This is a genomic window from Streptomyces sp. STR69, from assembly GCF_024519455.1.
Taxonomy (GTDB): domain Bacteria; phylum Actinomycetota; class Actinomycetes; order Streptomycetales; family Streptomycetaceae; genus Streptomyces.
The window spans coordinates 176570-193192 of record NZ_JALJRY010000019.1; the positions used below are offsets into that span (position 1 = coordinate 176570).

Sequence of the window (16623 nt, forward strand, 5' to 3'; positions counted from 1 at the left end):
GTCTTTCCTAACCATTCACCAACCAGGACAGTGGTTAGATTTATCCCCATCGTCCAGCAAGTACCCACCCCCAACAGCCCGGAGACCGCCGTATGACCGCCCTCGCCACACCGTCGGCGCTCACCGCGCGCCCGGCCCGGTCACCGCGTCTGCTGCGCTGGCTGATCCGGCTGCACCGGCCGGCCCTGCTCTCCTGGATCGCCTTCGTGCTCGTCGTCGGCGGCCTGCTGCTGTGGCTGGGCGGCCCGCTGACCGACGCTTCGGCCGAGGCCTGGAAGCAGTACGGCGCCTGCAAGACGGACAGCTGCGCGTACGACGCGGGCGCGATCGGCCGCTACAAGGACTGGTACACCTACACGACCATCGCCGTCGTCGCCGCCCCGTTCCTGGTCACCGCCTGGTCCGGTGCCGCGCTGGTCAGCCGCGAACTGGAGCACGGCACCGCCCAGTTGGCCTGGACGCAGGCGGTCTCCCCGGCCCGCTGGCTGGCCGCGAAGCTCGCCGTCCCGGCCGTGCTGGTCACCGTCGGCTCCGGCCTCCTGGCGGCACTGCACCACTGGGCCTGGTCCAACGGCCAGGGCCGCATCGACACGGCCAAGAACTGGTACGACCTCGGCACCTACGCCGCCAACGGCACCGCCACCGCCGCGATGGCCCTGGCCGGCCTTGCGAGCGGCGTCTTCTGGGGGCTGTACAAGCGCAACTCCCTCGGCGCGCTCGTCGGTTCACTGGCGAGCACCGGCTTCCTGTGGAGCGTCGTCGCCATCGCGACACCCCACCTGTGGCCCTCGGTCACCACGGTCAGCAGCCTCACACACAGCGTCCCGGCCGGCTCCGGCATCGTCGTCGACCAGGGCCTGGTCACGTCCACCGGCAAGCACATCTCCGGCCACGTGTGCGGCAGCACCACCTACAAGCCCTGCCAGATCGCCTACGACAAGCTCGACGCCGCCAGTTACTACAGCGACTACCACCCCCAATCCCACTACTGGCCGCTCCAGTTGACCGCGACCGCGATCATCCTCGCCGTCGCCGGGCTGCTGACGGTGGCCGCGTTCCGACTCCTCCAGCGCCGGACCGGTTCGGCGCCCGCACGCAAGGCAGCCGCCGTATGACCGCCCTGGCCACCGCCGCGACGCACCACCCGAGACCGGCCCGCGCGGGCCGGGCCGTCCTGCGGCTGCACCGGCCCGCCCTCGTCCTCTGGGGAGTCTTCGTCGCCGTGGTCTCGGCGGTGCTCCTGTGGGCGTACGGCCCGGGAGGGAGCGCGGCGAGCGCCGCGTGGCGGCGGAAGTGCACCGTCGACCTGTGTGACGTGGGCTACGCGGTCGACACGTACCACCTCGCCTACCGGTTCAGCGAGGCCGCGGTCGGCTTCCTGCCGGTCCTCGTCGCCCTCTGGGCGGGCGGCATGCTGATCGGCCGCGAACTGGAGAACGGCACCGCGGAACTCGCCTGGACCCAGGCGGTCAGCCCGGCCCGCTGGCTGGCGGCCAAGCTCGCCGTCCCGGCCGCACTGCTCACCGCGGGCACCACCCTGCTCGTCCTGCTGCACCGCCTGCTGTTCGACGCGCACCAGGTACCGGAGGGCTGGAACTGGTCCGACAACGGCACCTTCGAGACCAACGGGCCGATCGCCGTAGCGTTCCCGCTGCTCGGCCTCGCCCTCGGCGCCCTCGGAGGTCTGGCCGTACGCCGCGCCGTGGCCGGCCTCGCCGTCGCCGCCGTGGCGACCCTGATCGCGAGGAACCTCGTCCTCTGGGCGAGCCCCCACCTCTGGCCGTGGAAGTCCGCCGTCAGCTCCCTGCCGCACGGCTACCCGACGAAGGGGGCAGCCATCTACGGCGGCCAGGGCGCCGTCACCTCCACCGGCGCCCACATCCCCGACCCGTGCACCGGAGCCGGCCAGGCGTGCCTGGCCGCCCATGACGTCGTCGGCCACTACCGGGACTACCACGCCTCCTCCCAGTTCTGGCCCCTCCAACTCACCGAAACCGCCCTGATCCTCGCCGTCGCCGCCCTGGCCACCGCCGCCGCCTTCACCCTGCTGCGCCGCCGCACCTCCTGACCGGATCCCGCCTCACAGTGGCTCCCAGGCATCCGTTACGTTCGTTTCGGTGGCGTAGACGTCCGGGAGCCGCCCCCCGATATCCCGCACGCCATGTCGCCGTAACCAACGGTTCAGACGGGCTTGCGACGCTCGGCGAATGAAGCCCGTCGTGCCAGAGCCTTCGCCGCCTCCCGAGGTGAACGGGAGCAACGGCGCCGTCGTCCCGCTCCTTCCGGCGCTGTCCGACGCGCCCGTATCGCCGGTGGCGCGGAACAATGGGCACATGAGCAGCCAGCCCAACGCCCAGGCACAGGTCCAGCACGCGCAGCCCTCCGTGGGCTCCATAGCCGCCCACCGCCCGCACACCGTGTCGGCGGCGGTCTCCGATCTGGAACCCGACATCGACGCCGACCTCGACGAGTACGAGGAGTCGCCGTACGACGGGCCCCAGCTTCCGCAGGGCCGCTTCCTGGACCGGGAGCGGAGCTGGCTCGCGTTCAACGAGAGAGTCCTGGAGCTCGCCGAGGACCCGAACACCCCGCTCCTGGAGCGGGCGAACTTCCTCGCGATCTTCGCCAGCAACCTGGACGAGTTCTTCATGGTCCGGGTGGCCGGCCTCAAGCGCCGTATCGCCACCGGTGTCGCCACCCGCTCCGCGTCCGGCCTGCAGCCGCGCGAGGTGCTGGAGATGATCTGGGCCCGCTCGCGCGAGCTGATGGCCCGGCACGCCGCCTGCTACCACGAGGACGTCGCCCCCGCGCTCGCGGAGGAGGGCATCCACCTGGTCCGCTGGAACGAGCTGACCGAGAAGGAGCAGGCCCGCCTCTTCACCCTGTTCCGGCACCAGATCTTCCCCGTGCTGACCCCGCTGGCCGTCGACCCCGCGCACCCCTTCCCGTACATCTCGGGTCTCTCGCTGAACCTCGCGGTCGTCGTACGCAACCCGGTCACCGGGCACCGCCACTTCGCGCGCGTCAAGGTGCCGCCGCTGCTCTCCCGCTTCCTGGAGTCCTCGCCGGGCCGGTACGTCCCCCTGGAGGACGTCATCGCCGCCCATCTGGAGGAACTCTTCCCGGGCATGGAGATCCTGGAGCACCACGCGTTCCGGCTGACCCGCAACGAGGACCTCGAAGTCGAGGAGGACGACGCCGAGAACCTGCTCCAGGCCCTGGAGAAGGAACTCATGCGGCGCCGCTTCGGGCCGCCGGTGCGCCTGGAGGTCGAGGAGTCCATCGACCGCGAGGTGCTCGACCTGCTGGTGCGCGAGCTGAAGATCAGCGAGGCCGAGGTGTACCCGCTGCCGGGCCCGCTCGACCTCACCGGCCTGTTCCGCATCGGCTCGCTGGACCGGCCCGAGCTGAAGTACCCCAAGTTCATCGCGGGCACCCAGCGCGACCTCGCCGAGGTCGAGTCCGCGTCCGCGCCCGACATCTTCGCCGCCCTGCGCAACCGGGACGTGCTGCTGCACCACCCCTACGACTCGTTCTCCACGTCCGTGCAGCGCTTCCTGGAACAGGCGGCCGGCGACGACGACGTCCTCGCGATCAAGCAGACCCTGTACCGCACTTCGGGCGACTCCCCGATCGTGGACGCGCTCATAGAGGCCGCCGAGGCCGGCAAGCAGGTCCTCGTCCTGGTCGAGATCAAGGCCCGCTTCGACGAGCACGCCAACATCAAGTGGGCGCGCAAGCTGGAGGAGGCCGGCTGCCATGTCGTCTACGGCCTGGTCGGACTCAAGACCCACTGCAAGCTGTCGCTCGTGGTCCGCCAGGAGGGCGACACGCTCCGCCGCTACAGCCATGTCGGCACCGGCAACTACCACCCGAAGACGGCCCGCCTCTACGAGGACCTCGGCCTGCTGACCGCGGACCCGCAGGTCGGCGCCGACCTCTCGGACCTCTTCAACCGGCTGTCCGGATACTCGCGCCGCGAGACCTACCGCCGTCTGCTGGTCGCCCCCAAGTCCCTGCGCGACGGCCTGATCGCCCGGATCAACAAGGAGGTCCAGCACCACCGTGCCGGACGCCCCGCGTTCATCCGCATCAAGGTCAACTCGATGGTGGACGAGGCGATCATCGACTCGCTCTACCGCGCGTCCCAGGCGGGCGTCACGGTCGACGTGTGGGTGCGCGGCATCTGCGCGGTGCGGCCCGGCGTCCCCGGCCTGTCCGAGAACATCCGCGTACGGTCCATCCTCGGCCGCTTCCTCGAACACTCCCGGGTCTTCGGCTTCGGCAACGGAGGCGAGCCCGAGGTGTGGATCGGCAGCGCCGACATGATGCACCGCAACCTCGACCGTCGGATCGAGGCCCTCGTCAGGGTCACCGATCCGGCCCACCGCGCCACGATCAGCCGGCTCCTGGAGACCGGCATGTCGGACACCACCTCCTCCTGGCACCTGGGCCCGGACGGCGAGTGGACCCGGCACGCGACCGACGCGGAAGGCCAACCCCTGCGCAACGTCCAGGAGATGCTCATAGACGCCCGGAGGCGCCGGCGTGGCACAGCAACACCTTGACCCGACGGATCCCACGGCCCGTGCCGTGACAGGTGACGCCCTCGCGGGCTACCTGCGCGGCCAGGCCACGGAGTTCCTCCGCGCCCTGCGACTGCACCGGGAGACCGGCAGCGGCCAGAACGGCACGGAGGAGTCCGTCGACGCGGCGCGCGCCCTGCGCCACTCGGCCCGCCGGATCAGCGGCAGCCTGCACACCTTCCGGCCGCTCCTCGACGCCGACTGGTCCGAGGCGATGCGCCCCGAACTGGCGTGGCTGTCGGGCACGTTGGCGCTGGAGCACGCGTGCGCGGCCCGGCTGGAACGGCTGCTGCTCGCCCTGCACCGGCTCTCGGGCTCGGCCGCGTTCCCCACGCAGTCGGCGGCCTCGGCCGTGGGCGGCCGGCTCACCGGCGCGGGCCGGGGCGTCCCGGGACCCGCCACGGCTGTCGGCGCCCGCGGACCGGCCACGCCCACCGCCGAACGCGGCAACCTCACCGTGGGCGCGGCCAAGGCGGGCGCCCTCCTGGAACGCCAGCTCACCCTGGCCCGGACCCGGGCCCACTCCAGCGCCCTCCAGGCCCTCGGCTCCTCCCGCTTCCACGCGGTCGCCGACAAGGTCGCCGTACTGGCCAGCGAGGTCCCCCTGATCCCGGCCGCCGCCGGCGCCGACCTGCGCCCGCTGGCCGCCGCCGCGGGGGAGCGCCTGAACGACGCGGTCACCGCGCTGCCCCTGGTCACCGCCGGGCACCCGTACAACGCGGAGGCCCTCATCCACGGCCTCTCCCCCGACCCGGCCCCGCACCCCCAGGACGGCCCCTGGCACCAGGTCCGGCTGCTGCTACGGCTGCACCGCTACGCCGGTGAGGTCCTGCACGGGGACGGCCCACCGCTGGACGTACGCCTGCTGACGGCCGGCCAGGCCCTCAATCTGCACCGGGACGCCTCGGAGGCCGCCGCCGCGGCGGCGTCGGCGGCCCGGACCCCGCGGATCGCCCCGGCGACCGCGTACGCCCTCGGGGTACTGCACGCCGACCAGCGGCACGAGGTGGAGGCGGCCCGCTTCGCCTTCCAGCAGTCGTGGCAGAAACGGGTGGCGGGCACCACCTGACGCCCTGCACCAACCCGCGCGGAGGAGACGGTGAACCCCCAGTGACTTCCTCGACGAACGACACCACCGTCCAGGCGGCCGGCTGCGTCCTGTGGCGGCACCGGTCCGCCGGAGATCTCGAACTGGCGCTGGTCCACCGGCCCAAGTGGGACGACTGGTCGTGGCCCAAGGGCAAGCTCAAGCGGGGCGAGACATTCGAGGAGGCGGCCCGCCGCGAGGTCCTGGAGGAGACCGGCCACACCTGCCGGCTGGGGACGCGGCTCCCCTCGGCCCGGTACATCGACCACCACGGGCGGCCCAAGGAGGTCCGCTACTGGGCGGCGGAGGCGACCGGCGGAACCTTCGAGCCCAACGACGAGGTCAACGCCCTCGTCTGGCTCAGGCCGGACGAGGCCCACCGGCGACTCACCCACGAGCGGGACCGGGACCTGATCTCCCTGGTTCTCATCGCGGTCGGCACCGACGAGGACCCTCTCGACTGACCGCGATTCCTGGGCTGCCGTGCCGCCCACCTCGCGTTACGTTGCAAAGGGGCGGCCGAAGCAGGGCCGTGGCCCAACCGAGGGACCGCCCGCTCGTGGACGCGTTTCCGGGCCCGCCGCAGCTGGCATAGTCCGGAATCAGCTCGTGTCCTCGACGTGAGCGTTCCGTGACCTAACCGCACCGCCCACAGGGGTTCACCCTCCGTTCACTTATGCCCATAGGCGCCTTCACCTGTTCTGCCTAATTTCGGCCTTACGCGATGCGAGTCGCGACCTGGGGGTCGCTACCCGCGTCACCCACGTCTTCGCACGCCGCCGGAATTCAGGACGGCGGCTCTCGGAAGGAACTCTTTCAAGTGAAGCTTCAGCGCATGAACCGGCGGGCCCTCACCCTCGGTGCTCTCGCGGTCTCCGGCGCCCTGGCCCTCACGGCGTGCGGCTCGGACGACAACGGCGGCGGCTCGGGCAGCAGCACCAGCTCCTCGGCGGCCAACGCCGGCTCGGCCGTCTGCGGCGACGCCAAGAAGGGCCAGCAGCTGCTCGCCGACGGCTCGTCCGCGCAGAAGAACGCGATCGACGCGTGGGTCAAGGCGTTCAGCACGGCCTGTGGCGTCCAGATCAACTACAAGGGCGGCGGCTCCGGCGCCGGTGTCACCTCCTTCAACCAGGGTCAGCTGGCGTTCGCCGGTTCCGACTCCGCGCTGAAGCCCGAAGAGGTCACCGCCTCCAAGAAGGTCTGCTCCGGCGGCCAGGGCATCGACCTCCCGATGGTCGGCGGCCCGATCGCGCTCGGCTACAACGTCCCGGGTGTCGACAACCTGGTCCTGGACGCCCCGACGCTCGCCAAGATCTTCGACAGCAAGATCACCAAGTGGAACGACGAGGCGATCAAGAAGCTGAACCCGTCCGCCACGCTGCCCGACCTCAAGATCCAGGCGTTCCACCGCTCGGACGAGTCCGGCACCACGGACAACTTCACCAAGTACCTGATCGCCACCACCCCGGACAACTGGAAGTACTCCGGCGGCAAGGCCTGGCAGGGCAAGGGCGGCCAGTCGGCGGCCGGCTCCGCGGGCGTGGCCGCGGGGGTCAAGCAGACCTCCGGCGCCATCGGCTACTTCGAGCTCTCCTACGTCGCCGACGGCGTCAAGGCCGTCAGCATCAACACCGGTGCCGCCGCCCCGGTCGCGCCCAGCACCGACAGCGCCACCAAGGACATCGCCGCCGCCCAGGTCGTCGGCACCGGCAACGACCTGACGCTGAAGCTGGACTACAACACCAAGGCCGAGGGCGCGTACCCGATCACCCTGGTGACGTACGAGATCGTCTGCGACAAGGGCAACAAGGCCGACACGCTGCCCGCCACGAAGGCGTTCCTCACCTACATCGCCAGCGAGGACGGCCAGAAGGTCCTCTCCGGCATCAACTACGCGCCGATCCCCGACGCGATCATCACCAAGGTTCGCAGCACCATCGCGAGCATCAGCTAGTCCGAGTGTGCGGCCGGGTCCCGATCCAGGGGCCCGGCCGCACCGTCCGGTGCACCGCCGCCACGGACCGCACACCGCACGTGTGGACCCGCAGACCGGAGAACCCCGATGGATATATCGACAAAGAACCCTGAAGAAGCACCTCCTCCCACCCCCGAGCCCGTCGCCCCGCAGAAGCCCTCGGCCCGCGGCGCCACCCGACCCGGTGACCGGATCTTCCTCGGTCTCTCCCGCGGGTCGGGCATCCTGCTGCTGGTGATCATGGCCGCCATCGCGGTCTTCCTCACCTACCGCGCCTCGCTCGCGATCAGCAAGGACCACGCAAACTTCCTCACCACCTTCGAGTGGAACACCAGCCTGGTCCCGCCGAAGTTCGGCATCGCCGTCCTGGCGTTCGGCACCGTGGTGTCCTCAATCATCGCCATGGTCATCGCGGTCCCGATCGCGGTCGCCATCGCCCTCTTCACCACGCACTACGCCCCGCGCAAGCTCCGCGGCCCGGTCTCCTACGTCATCGACCTGCTGGCCGCCGTACCGTCCATCGTGTACGGCCTGTGGGGCGCCCTGATCCTCGTACCGCACATGATCGGCCTCTTCGGCTGGCTCAACGACTTCTTCGGCTGGACCGGGATCTTCTCCTGGGACGAGGGCGCGCCCCGCTCGATGCTCACCGTCGGCGTCCTGCTCGCGATCATGATCCTGCCGATCATCACCAACGTCAGCCGTGAGGTCTTCCGCCAGGCCCCGCAGATGATCGAGGAAGCGGCCCTCGCCCTCGGCGCCACCCGCTGGGAGGTCATCCGCATGGCGGTGATCCCCTTCGGCCGCTCCGGCGTGATCTCCGCCTCGATGCTCGGCCTCGGCCGCGCGCTCGGCGAGACGATGGCCGTCGCCACCGTGCTCTCCCCGGACTTCATCATCCACGCCAGCCTGCTCAACCCGGGCGGCGGAACCTTCGCCCAGAACATCGCCAGCAAGTTCAGCGAGGCGACGCAGGACGGCCGGGACGCGCTCATCGCCTCCGGTCTGGTCCTGTTCGTCATCACCCTGCTGGTCAACGGTGCGGCCCGGCTCATCATCGCCCGCCGCGCGGAGTACTCGGGGGCCAACGCATGAGCAACGCAGCCGTAGTCGACAAGCCCGCGAGCACCCTCCAGGGCGCGACGCTCCCCAAGTGGTCGCCGTACGCGATCGCCGGCGGCTCCATCGTCCTGGCCGTTCTCATCGGCCTGGTCGGCAGCCTGGACAGCAAGATCCAGTGGGGCCTGATCGCGGCGATCCTCTTCATCGTCGGCACCTATGTGATCGCGTCGCGCGTCGAGGGTTCCCGCCAGGCCAAGGACCGCATCGCGACCAGCCTCGTCTGGGTCGCCTTCCTCATCGCCGTCGTCCCGCTCGTCTCCCTCCTGTGGACGACGATCTCGCGCGGTGTGAAGGTCCTCGACATCTACTTCCTGACGCACTCGATGGGTGTGGTCGGCGACACCGAGCCCGGCGGCGGTATCTACCACGCCATCATCGGCAGCCTGGAGCAGGTCGGCCTCGCCACTCTGATCGGCGCCCCGATCGGTGTGCTCACCGCGATCTACCTCGTCGAGTACGGACACGGCAGGCTCTCCAAGGCGATCACGTTCTTCGTCGACGTCATGACGGGCATCCCGTCGATCGTCGCTGGTCTGTTCATCCTGTCCCTCATGATCATGTGGGAGATGCAGCCCTTCGGCTTCGCCGGTTCGCTGGCCCTGGCCATCCTGATGATGCCGGTCGTGGTCCGCTCCACCGAGGAGATGCTGAAGCTCGTACCGAACGAGCTGCGCGAGGCCTCCCTCGCCCTCGGCATCCCGAAGTGGCGCACGATCCTGAAGGTGGTCCTCCCGACGGCTATCGGCGGCATCACCACGGGCATCATGCTGTCGGTGGCACGCATCGCCGGTGAGACCGCGCCCGTCCTGCTGCTGGTGTTCGGCAACCCGTTCATCAACAACGACCCGTTCCACGGGGCGCAGGCGTCGCTGCCGCTGTACATCTATCAGCAGTTCGCGCAGAGCGCGGGTTCCGGTGCGGCCTACGACCGTGCCTGGGCCGCGTCCCTCACGCTGATCGCCTTCGTGATGATCCTCAACCTGGTGGCCCGCGGCATCGCCCGCTGGAAGGCCCCCAAGACCGGTCGCTGACCGCGACCTCCTCAGCGACCGTTCTGAACCCCCTGGAAGTGAAGCAGTCATGGCCAAGCGAATCGACGTAAGTGGGCTCACCGCCTACTACGGCTCCCACAAGGCAATCGAAGACATCTCGATGACGGTCGAGCCCCGCACGGTGACGGCCTTCATCGGCCCCTCCGGCTGCGGCAAGTCGACCTTCCTGCGCACGCTCAACCGTATGCACGAGGTCACGCCCGGCGGCCGGGTCGAGGGCAAGGTGCTGCTCGACGACGAGGACCTCTACGGCAACGCCATCGACCCGGTGTCCGTACGCCGCGAGATCGGCATGGTCTTCCAGCGTCCGAACCCCTTCCCCACGATGTCGATCTTCGACAACGTGGCGGCGGGTCTGCGTCTCGCCGGCTCGTACAAGAAGAGCGAGCTGACGGACGTCGTGGAAAAGTCCCTCAAGGGCGCGAACCTCTGGAACGAGGTCAAGGACCGCCTGAACAAGCCCGGTTCGGGCCTGTCCGGTGGTCAGCAGCAGCGTCTGTGCATCGCGCGGGCGATCGCGGTCGAGCCGAAGGTCCTGCTGATGGACGAGCCCTGCTCGGCCCTCGACCCCATCTCCACCCTCGCGATCGAGGACCTGATCGGCGAGCTGAAGGAACGCTTCACGATCGTCATCGTGACGCACAACATGCAGCAGGCGGCCCGTGTCTCGGACCGTACGGCGTTCTTCAACCTCGCGGCGGTCGGCCAGCCCGGCAAGCTCATCGAGATCGACGACACGGAGCGCATCTTCTCCAACCCGTCGGTCCAGGCCACGGAGGACTACATCTCGGGCCGCTTCGGCTAAACCCGGGTCACTCCTCTTCAAGAACCCCTCGCGGTGCTGCATGGCGGTGCCACCGCGAGGACGAAAAGGGCCCGCCCCCGGCTCCCGGGGGCGGGCCCGTTCGTGTGTCCGGCAGAGCAGTCCCTAGAGGGGGCTACCGGCGTACTGCCTTTCCCAGGCGCTGCACGTGCTCTCCTTCACGTCACCGTCGTCCCGGAGACAGACCTGGATGTACACGTACGAAGTCTCGGAGACGTTGTGGCTCTCGTACTCGCAGTTGCCGTAGCCGTTGCCGTCGTAGATCGAGTGCTCGGTGCCGCTGGCACCGACCTTCCAGTAGCCGATGACACCGGCGCCGTCCGCCTTGTTGTCGCAGACCCCGAAGTGGTCGCCGTAGCTCTCGAAGTACATGGATCCGGCCCAGTCGACGTACGAGCCCGACGCGACGGTCTCGGCCTCGGCTCTCGCCGCAGACGCGGGAGAGGCCGCGTAGAGGAGCAGGCCCGTGAGAGCCGACGCCACCCCCGCCCCGGACATGAGGTGACGACGAAGTTTGGACATGGGGACCCCCACCCTCGTATGGCGCGTTCTATTCGAACGCTTGAGCCCCGGAAACTAGCAGCGATCCCGGCGCCACCACCGGACTTTCGAGAAAGCGGTTTCACCTTCACAGGAATGGCCCGCTCCGGAAGCCGGAGCGGGCCACTGACCAGAGCGAGGGGAGGGCTACAGGAACGCCAGGTTCACAACCCAGAACGAACAAGCCGCCACCACCGCAGCCGCCGGCATCGTGATGAACCACCCCATCACGATGTTCTTGGCGACACCCCACCGCACCGCGTTGACCCGCTTCGTCGCCCCCACACCCATGATCGCCGAGGTGATCACATGCGTCGTGGACACCGGCGCTTTGAACAGATACGCCGTGGTGAACATGATCGCCGCCCCGGTCGTCTCGGCGGCAAAACCCTGCGGAGGATCCAGCTCGATGATCTTCCGCCCCAGCGTCCGCATGATCCGCCAACCGCCCGCGTACGTCCCCAGCGACAGCATCAGCGCGCAGACGATCTTCACCCACACCGGGATCGGGTCGCCGTAGGTCGAATGCCCGGAGATCACCAGGGCCATCACCACCACACCCATGGTCTTCTGCGCGTCCTGGAGGCCGTGCCCGAGAGCCATACCTGCAGCCGAAACGGTCTGCGCGATCCGGAACCCCCGCTTCGCCTTGTGCGGATTGGCCTTCCGGAAGATCCACATGATCGCCGTCATCACCAGATAACCGGCGACGAGACCGACGACCGGCGACACGAACATCGGGATGATGACCTTGTCGACGACACCGTGCCAGATGACATCCGTACCGCCGGCCAGCGCGGCCCCCACCATCCCGCCGAACAACGCGTGCGAGGACGAGGACGGCAGCCCGAAGTACCAGGTGACCAGGTTCCAGGTGATCGCACCGATCAGCGCCGCGAAGAGGATCCCCATCCCCTTCGACCCCTCGGGCGTCTCGATCAGCCCCTCGCTGACGGTCTTGGCGACCCCGGAACCGAGAAACGCGCCGGCGAGGTTCATCACCGCGGCCATCGCCAGCGCCGCGCGCGGAGTCAGTGCCCGCGTCGAGACCGACGTGGCGATGGCGTTCGCGGAGTCGTGAAAACCGTTCGTGTACGTGAAAAAGAGCGCGACCAGAATGGTCACGACCAGAGCGAAGGTGTCCATGGAGAGGTCAGGACTCCTTGACGGCGATGGTCTCCACCGTGTTCGCCACGTGCTCGAACGCGTCCGCCGCCTCCTCCAGCACATCCACGATCTGCTTGAGTTTGAGCACCTCGATGGCCTCGTACTTGCCGTTGAAGAGCATGGCCAGCAGCTTGCGGTGGATCTGGTCGGCCTGGTTCTCCAGCCGGTTGACCTCGATCCAGTACTCGGTGAGGTTCTCCATCGTGCGCAGGTTCGGCATGGCCTCGGCAGTGAGCTCCGCCGCCCGCGCCAGTACCTCGATCTGCTGCTCGACGCCCTTGGGCAGTTCCTCCACGTTGTAGAGGACGACCAGGTCGACGGCCTCCTCCATGAAGTCCATGATGTCGTCGAGGCAGGAAGCGAGGTTGTAGATGTCCTCGCGGTCGAAGGGCGTGATGAAGGAGGAGTTCAACTGGTGGAAGATCGCGTGCGTGGCATCGTCACCGGCATGTTCAGCGGCCCGCATACGCTCTGCGATCTCGGCCCGGCCGGCGGTGTCCGCCCCGAGCAGTTCCATGAGGAGTTTCGAGCCCGTGACGATGTTGTCCGCGGACGCGGCGAACATGTCGTAGAAGCTCGTCTCCCTGGGGGTCAGACGAAAGCGCACAAGGGGTCCTCGGGATGCATCGGTTTCGGTCAGGCTGATGCTAAGTGCATCATCCGGCCACGGCTAATGGGCCGTCCCCCAGTGTCGCCCATCAGGCACAGTGATCCGCACGGGGGCGTACCAAGGGCCCTATACCCAGCAAAGTTCGTTACGATATACCCACTAGGGGTATATGTCTGGAGGACGCGATGGACGCGATGACGACCACCGAGGCCGGCGCGGCGGCAGCGCCCTCCGAACCGGCCGGCGAACCGGCTCAGGAACCCGTAACTCACGGTTACCACAAGCAGAAGGACGAACACCTCAAGCGCCTGCGCCGGATCGAGGGCCAGGTCCGCGGACTGCAGCGCATGGTCGACGAGGACGTCTACTGCATCGACATACTCACCCAGGTGTCCGCCTCCACGAAGGCCCTGCAGTCGTTCGCGCTGCAGCTCCTGGAGGAGCACCTGCGGCACTGCGTCGCCGACGCGGCGGTCAAGGGCGGCACGGAGATCGACGCGAAGGTCGAAGAGGCGACAAAGGCGATCGCCCGACTCCTGCGCACCTAGGGCCTGTTGGAGGCGTCCCGTTCCTCGGCCACTTTCAGCACCTCGTCGATGCTCTCCAGGCTGAGCCGGTCCTGGGCGGCCGAGGCCGCGATGATCAGGTCTCCGCACAGCTCGATCTCGGCGAGTGCCACGTGGTCCTGAACTGCCGTACCGCCGACCGGAGCCACGTGCGTCACCTCTTCTCTGCCGTCACCGACTTCCTAGAGTAGGGAGCGGTCTACACACCGCGCATGGCACGGACGGGCTAGTTCTCACACAGACTGGTCACCGATCGGTTCAGGTCACTTCTCGGCGATCTGCCCGGCGTAGATGTCCTTCGACGCCGGAAGTCGTACGTCCACGGGGGCCCCGAAGTCGTACAGCAGCGTCGTCGAGGCGACCGCCACGGTGCTGCGGCGCTGCCCGTTGACGAAGCTGAACCGCTGGCGGACCTTGCGGACGCGCCCTTCGTCGTCGAGGTAGACGTCGAAGGGCACCCGGGCGGTGGCGAACCCTTTCGCCGCCGACCTCAGGGCCGCCGCGTTCCCCGCCGAAGCGCTCCGCGCGGCGACAGAGAGATCAGCGACCCCCCGATAGTGACGCACGGAGGCCCCGGCCACCTCCGTCTTCCCCAGATACGTCGCCGTAGTCGTCCCGCGCAGCACCTCGGCGGCGGCATACGGGTCGGTGGCCCCGCCGGTCACGAGGTTGCCGTCGGACAGCGTGCCGGTGTCGACGCGGACCCATTTGTCGGCGGGCACTCCGGCGCCCCGGTTCTTCATGAACAGGGCGCCCGGCGCGAGGAGTTCGGTGATCGGCCGGTGCTCACTGGCACCGGCCGGGTCCTGCGGCAACTGCACGGTGAGTCGGCCGAGTTGGCGGTGGAAGTCGTAGCCGCCCGCGCCGCGGATGGTCACGCGGGTGCCGCCGGTGGCCATCTCCATGGACGTGCGGGCCTGTGAACTCCCCGCCGTGACAAGGGTGTCGGCCGCGCGCCGCACCACCGCGACCGCGTCCCCGCCTCCGCGCGCGTCCGCCGTGGCCACCCCGTCGCCACCACCGCACCCACCGGCACCGACACAGACCCCGACCACGAGTCCCGCCGCGACCAGCGCCCCACCGGTGCGCCTGCGCTGCCGCTCCTCCATCGCTGCCGTACCCCCGGTACGTCGTCACGGGCCCCTGTCGCAGCGTTCAACGAGCGCGCGGTCGGCCCCGTCACGCACCACAGGGGCCGTACAACCGCACTACAACCGCCATGCGAGTCCTTTACCCGCGCTCGGTAACGTTGTCGGAGTGGCACAGCAGGACAGCCTGGCGGCTCCCCCCGAACATCCCGAGCACCGCACGACACTCGTCGAGCAGGGACCTTTCTGCTTCGGCCGGTGCGTGTGCGGCTGGCGCGGTCCGGCGAGACGGGCGAGAAGCCAGGCCAGAACGGACGCCGCGGGGCACCTGTCTGTTCCGAACCCGTCTGTTCCGAACCCGTGACATGAGCGCGAGAACTTGTGGGCCGCCGGGCGTATCTCATTTCACGGAATCCCCACAGGAGGCGAAATGGAACGGCGTACGTTCATAGGCGGCGGCGCGGCTGCGATAGCGGCGGCGGCCACGGCCGGGTGCAGCGGCGGAAGCCTGGGCATCGGCAGTGGTGACACGTCCGGCGTGGCCAACGCCGCCAAGACGACCGGCACCGGCAAGCTGCCCAGCGCCGCGGCCAACTGGACCGCCCTGGCCCGGGACCTGGACGGCACCCTGGTCCGCCCCGGTGACGCCTCCTGGAAGACGGCCCACCAGCTGTACAACACCCGCTTCGACAACCTGAAGCCGGCCGCGGTGGCCTATATCGCGAACGCCGACGACATCCGCTCCGTCCTCTCCTACGCCCGCGCCCACAGCATCAAGGTCGCGATCCGCAACGGCGGCCATTCCTACGCCGGTTGGTCCTCCGGCGACAACCGGCTGATCGTCGACGTGTCGAAGCTGAACAAGATCCGGGCGAGCGGTTCCTCCGCGGTCGTCGGCGCGGGCGCCAAGCTGATCGACGTCTACCGGAGCCTCGCCGCGAAGGGCGTGACCATACCCGCCGGCTCCTGCCCCACGGTCGGCGTCTCCGGCCTCACCCTCGGCGGCGGCCACGGCGTGGTCTCCCGGGCGTACGGCCTGACCTGCGACAGCCTCACCCAGGCCACACTGATCACTGCCGACGGCAAGCAACTGATCGCCAACGCGAGCGAGAACAAGGACCTGTTCTGGGCGCTGCGCGGCGCCGGCAACGGCAACTTCGGCGTCGTCACCGAGCTGCAGTTCAAGACGCACCCCGCACCCCAGGCCGTATCGGGGTATCTGACCTGGCCGTCGTCGATGGCTGCGGCCGTGGTGAAGGCCTGGCAGGAGTGGGGCCCCGACCAGCCCGACGAGATCTGGTCGTCCTGCCACCTCTCGAACACACCCGGCGGCATCCCCAGGGTCTCCGTCGCCGCCTTCTCCCTGGGCACCTACAACGAACTCCAGAACGCGGTCGACAAGCTGGCCCACCTGGTCGGCGGCAACGCGTCGAGCGTCTCGCTCCGGCGGCACACGTACGAGGAGTCGATGAACGCCTACGCGGGCTGCTCGTCGTTCTCGACGGACGCCCAGTGCCATCTGCCGGGTACGACCCCGGGCCGTAACCCGCAGGGCGCGCTGGCCAGGGAGACCTACACCGGCCGCTCCGACTTCTTCGACCGCTCGATCTCGGACGCGGGCATCCAGACGATGCTGGCGCAGATGCGGTCGGTCAGCGGCAACGGCGACATCGCGCTGACGGCCCTGGGCGGCGCGGTCAACCGGGTCTCCCCCACGGCGACGGCCTTCGTGCACCGCCGCTCCCGCATGCTGGCCCAGTACCTCGTCTCCTGGCCGGCCGGCACCGCGGGCGCCGCCGCCCAGTCCTGGCTGACGAGGTTCCACACCGCGATGAAGCCGTACGCCTCGGGCGCCGCCTACCAGAACTACACGGACCCCACCCTCACCAACTGGCGCAAGGCGTATTACGGCGACGCGGCGACCCGCCTGACCACGTTGAAGAAGCAGTACGACCCGAATCGGTTCTTCAGTTACCCGCAGGGCTTGTAAGCCAACGGTTCAGCACC

16 protein-coding genes are annotated in these 16623 nt (G+C 69.1%); 11 read left to right on the top strand and 5 right to left on the bottom strand.

Annotated features, from left to right (window positions below; translation table 11 throughout):
* The first annotated feature begins 92 nt into the window (after nt 1-92).
* From OC490_RS32035 to pstB, 9 genes are all read left to right on the top strand, one after another.
* On the top strand, nt 93-1115 hold the full coding sequence (locus tag OC490_RS32035; RefSeq protein WP_262061508.1) for an ABC transporter permease: 1023 nt from the start codon (nt 93-95) through the stop codon (nt 1113-1115).
* Nucleotides 1112-2068, top strand: a complete 957-nt coding sequence (locus OC490_RS32040) for an ABC transporter permease (RefSeq protein ID WP_262061509.1) — start codon at nt 1112-1114, stop codon at nt 2066-2068. The genes OC490_RS32035 and OC490_RS32040 overlap by 4 nt, the downstream gene beginning before the upstream one ends.
* A gap of 139 nt (nt 2069-2207) precedes the next feature.
* Nucleotides 2208-4568 (top strand): RNA degradosome polyphosphate kinase, encoded by a 2361-nt coding sequence (locus tag OC490_RS32045; protein WP_262061510.1) that lies wholly within the window; start codon nt 2208-2210, stop codon nt 4566-4568.
* Entirely contained in the window at nt 4549-5655 is a 1107-nt protein-coding gene (locus OC490_RS32050) for a CHAD domain-containing protein (protein ID WP_262061511.1), read from the top strand. Before OC490_RS32045 ends, OC490_RS32050 begins: the two co-directional genes overlap by 20 nt.
* Nucleotides 5656-5696: 41 nt before the next feature.
* Nucleotides 5697-6137, top strand: coding sequence for an NUDIX hydrolase (locus tag OC490_RS32055; RefSeq protein ID WP_262061512.1), 441 nt, complete (start codon nt 5697-5699; stop codon nt 6135-6137).
* 356 nt (nt 6138-6493) lie between these two features.
* A complete protein-coding gene (pstS, locus tag OC490_RS32060; RefSeq protein WP_262061513.1) occupies nt 6494-7627 on the top strand; it encodes a phosphate ABC transporter substrate-binding protein PstS in 1134 nt (377 codons plus the stop codon).
* A 108-nt stretch (nt 7628-7735) separates the two neighbouring features.
* Nucleotides 7736-8743: a phosphate ABC transporter permease subunit PstC gene (pstC, locus tag OC490_RS32065; protein ID WP_262061514.1), complete on the top strand. Its 1008-nt coding sequence runs from the start codon at nt 7736-7738 to the stop codon at nt 8741-8743.
* Entirely contained in the window at nt 8740-9801 is a 1062-nt protein-coding gene (gene pstA / locus OC490_RS32070; protein WP_262061515.1) for a phosphate ABC transporter permease PstA, read from the top strand. Before pstC ends, pstA begins: the two co-directional genes overlap by 4 nt.
* A 49-nt stretch (nt 9802-9850) precedes the next feature.
* A complete protein-coding gene (pstB, locus tag OC490_RS32075; RefSeq protein ID WP_262061516.1) occupies nt 9851-10627 on the top strand; it encodes a phosphate ABC transporter ATP-binding protein PstB in 777 nt (258 codons plus the stop codon).
* Nucleotides 10628-10750: 123 nt separating this feature from the next.
* Here pstB and OC490_RS32080 read toward each other — a convergent pair whose 3' ends face one another.
* The 3 genes from OC490_RS32080 to OC490_RS32090 all read right to left on the bottom strand — a co-directional run bounded on the left by OC490_RS32080 (nt 10751) and on the right by OC490_RS32090 (nt 12959).
* The gene (locus OC490_RS32080; protein WP_262061517.1) at nt 10751-11167 is read right to left on the bottom strand and encodes a hypothetical protein; all 417 of its coding nucleotides are present in this window, start codon (nt 11165-11167) and stop codon (nt 10751-10753) included.
* 165 nt (nt 11168-11332) lie between these two features.
* The gene (locus OC490_RS32085) at nt 11333-12331 is read right to left on the bottom strand and encodes an inorganic phosphate transporter (protein ID WP_262061518.1); all 999 of its coding nucleotides are present in this window, start codon (nt 12329-12331) and stop codon (nt 11333-11335) included.
* A 7-nt stretch (nt 12332-12338) separates the two neighbouring features.
* Nucleotides 12339-12959, bottom strand: coding sequence for a DUF47 domain-containing protein (locus OC490_RS32090; protein WP_043672967.1), 621 nt, complete (start codon nt 12957-12959; stop codon nt 12339-12341).
* Between the two features lie 197 nt (nt 12960-13156).
* Between OC490_RS32090 and OC490_RS32095 the strand changes: the two genes are divergently transcribed.
* Nucleotides 13157-13510: a metal-sensitive transcriptional regulator gene (locus OC490_RS32095; protein WP_262061544.1), complete on the top strand. Its 354-nt coding sequence runs from the start codon at nt 13157-13159 to the stop codon at nt 13508-13510.
* Here the strand turns inward: OC490_RS32095 and OC490_RS32100 are convergent.
* A complete protein-coding gene (locus OC490_RS32100) occupies nt 13507-13686 on the bottom strand; it encodes a hypothetical protein (RefSeq protein WP_262061519.1) in 180 nt (59 codons plus the stop codon). The two genes, OC490_RS32095 and OC490_RS32100, sit on opposite strands and share 4 nt — an antisense overlap.
* 105 nt (nt 13687-13791) lie before the next feature.
* Nucleotides 13792-14637: a hypothetical protein gene (locus OC490_RS32105; protein WP_262061520.1), complete on the bottom strand. Its 846-nt coding sequence runs from the start codon at nt 14635-14637 to the stop codon at nt 13792-13794.
* A gap of 409 nt (nt 14638-15046) precedes the next feature.
* On the opposite strand from OC490_RS32105, the gene OC490_RS32115 reads away from it, so the two are divergent.
* Complete coding sequence (locus OC490_RS32115) at nt 15047-16606, top strand: FAD-binding oxidoreductase (protein WP_262061522.1); 1560 nt, start codon at nt 15047-15049, stop codon at nt 16604-16606.
* The last annotated feature ends 17 nt before the right edge of the window (nt 16607-16623 follow it).

Excerpts from the sequence above, each read along its gene's own strand:
- OC490_RS32035 (WP_262061508.1), top strand. The coding sequence starts at position 93 with ATGACCGCCCTCGCCACACCGTCGGCGCTCACCGCGCGCCCGGCCCGG.
- OC490_RS32040 (WP_262061509.1), top strand. The coding sequence starts at position 1,112 with ATGACCGCCCTGGCCACCGCCGCGACGCACCACCCGAGACCGGCCCGC.
- OC490_RS32045 (WP_262061510.1), top strand. The coding sequence starts at position 2,208 with ATGAAGCCCGTCGTGCCAGAGCCTTCGCCGCCTCCCGAGGTGAACGGG.
- pstC (WP_262061514.1), top strand. The coding sequence starts at position 7,736 with ATGGATATATCGACAAAGAACCCTGAAGAAGCACCTCCTCCCACCCCC.
- pstA (WP_262061515.1), top strand. The coding sequence starts at position 8,740 with ATGAGCAACGCAGCCGTAGTCGACAAGCCCGCGAGCACCCTCCAGGGC.
- pstB (WP_262061516.1), top strand. The coding sequence starts at position 9,851 with ATGGCCAAGCGAATCGACGTAAGTGGGCTCACCGCCTACTACGGCTCC.
- OC490_RS32080 (WP_262061517.1), bottom strand. The coding sequence starts at position 11,167 with ATGTCCAAACTTCGTCGTCACCTCATGTCCGGGGCGGGGGTGGCGTCG.
- OC490_RS32085 (WP_262061518.1), bottom strand. The coding sequence starts at position 12,331 with ATGGACACCTTCGCTCTGGTCGTGACCATTCTGGTCGCGCTCTTTTTC.
- OC490_RS32095 (WP_262061544.1), top strand. The coding sequence starts at position 13,157 with ATGACGACCACCGAGGCCGGCGCGGCGGCAGCGCCCTCCGAACCGGCC.
- OC490_RS32105 (WP_262061520.1), bottom strand. The coding sequence starts at position 14,637 with ATGGAGGAGCGGCAGCGCAGGCGCACCGGTGGGGCGCTGGTCGCGGCG.
- OC490_RS32115 (WP_262061522.1), top strand. The coding sequence starts at position 15,047 with ATGGAACGGCGTACGTTCATAGGCGGCGGCGCGGCTGCGATAGCGGCG.